2 protein-coding genes are annotated in these 1,522 nt (G+C 34.8%); both read right to left on the bottom strand.

Features of this window, described 5'->3' with window-relative positions:
• Positions 1-17: 17 nt before the first annotated feature.
• Positions 18-455, bottom strand: coding sequence for a PfkB family carbohydrate kinase (locus DW114_RS21100; protein ID WP_233512199.1), 438 nt, complete (start codon positions 453-455; stop codon positions 18-20).
• Positions 456-459: 4 nt separating this feature from the next.
• The gene (locus DW114_RS21105; protein WP_199483692.1) at positions 460-1,233 is read right to left on the bottom strand and encodes a bifunctional 4-hydroxy-2-oxoglutarate aldolase/2-dehydro-3-deoxy-phosphogluconate aldolase; all 774 of its coding nucleotides are present in this window, start codon (positions 1,231-1,233) and stop codon (positions 460-462) included.
• Positions 1,234-1,522: the final 289 nt, after the last annotated feature.

Here is a 1,522-nt window from a genome sequence, read left to right on the forward strand (position 1 = left end):
GGACAAAAATGTTTTAATTATTTTGTGTGTCTACTTGACACAAGCTGATCAATCCCTGTAAAGTGAAACCAATCCACACCTTCAAAAATCTTTGACCAGTTAAAATCTTCTGGTATTGCTTCTGCGATGGCAGAATGTGCACGATCATAAATGACTTGTGATGCACGTTGGCTGGCACCTTTCTCTAAATAATAGATACCAACACGATCCCCACCACGGGTAATCATAGAAGTATCAACACCATATTTTCTTAGATCATTAATAGCACACTGCCCGACATCATGCGCAGGCAGTTTTGTGACAAAAGCCACATCCAGTCCAAAATTGGCAAGTGATACTGCGACATTGGCTTCTCCACCACCAAAGCTTGCCTCAAAGTCGTTTGCCTGGGTAAAACGATAATAGCCATGCGGTGCTAATCGCAACATGATTTCTCCAAATGTGATAACTTTCATAGTACTACTCCTCCTTTAAAACAATATGATATTTATCATTTACATAATCTTTGAATGCTATTCCCATATTTGCTAAGTGATATAACGCTCTATCGATGGATGGTGTTGTAATCTTTAAATATTTTTTATCATTTGATAAACCTTTTATTTGAAGATTTAACATCGTAAAAACTGCTTTTTTTGTACAATCTTCTATTGCTTTAAAATCACCATTTTTTATCCATTCTTTCTTCACCATCCATGTTCCACCACACGCCAATACCCGCTTACATTTCATATAATCTAGTAAGCTTTTTTCTGATACTCCCCCTGTAGGTAAAAATTTCACATCAACATAGGGCGCTCCTAATGCTTGAATTGCTTTTACCCCGCCATTTATTTCAGAAGGAAAAAATTTCACATTTGATAGTCCCATGGACAACGCTTTTTCGATATCACTTGGTGTTGCTGTTCCTGGAATCACTGGCACTCCTTTTTTTATACAATAAGCTACAACTGAGGGGTTAAAGCCAGGTGAAACTATAAACTCTGCACCAGCATCAATCGCAGAATCAACTTGCTCAATACTTAAAACAGTTCCTGCTCCTACCAACATATCTGGTTTTACTTTTTTCATTTCTTGGATGACATCATGAGCATAAGCTGTACGATAAGTTACTTCAGCCGCTGGAAGTCCTCCTTCACATAAAGCAATCGCCAAAGGTGCTGCATCTTTTACATCATCTAAAACGACAACCGGCAGTATACCTAATCGATGTATTTTTTCAAAAATATCCATAATCAATCCCTTTCATAACGTTATTTTAATAACATTATTTATTCCTTTCCATCTTTAACTTATCATTTTAATAGTGCTTGTAGCTAAAAGAAACTGGTTCTTTTTATTGGTAAATTTTTAATTTATTATTGTTTTAAAAATTTACCAGATTTTAATGCCATAGTTAATATATTCTACTTCAAATATAAATGATAAACTTTAGGTATAAAAGGAGCTGATTTTATGAAAATGACTTTTTAAAGTGTACCCTTTGTCAAGGACAATTAAAAAAAAACCAGTGTAAATCTTA

The organism is Absiella sp. AM09-50 (assembly GCF_003433845.1).
In the GTDB taxonomy this organism is placed as follows: Bacteria; Bacillota_I; Bacilli_A; order Erysipelotrichales; family Erysipelotrichaceae; genus Hoskinsella; species Hoskinsella hominis.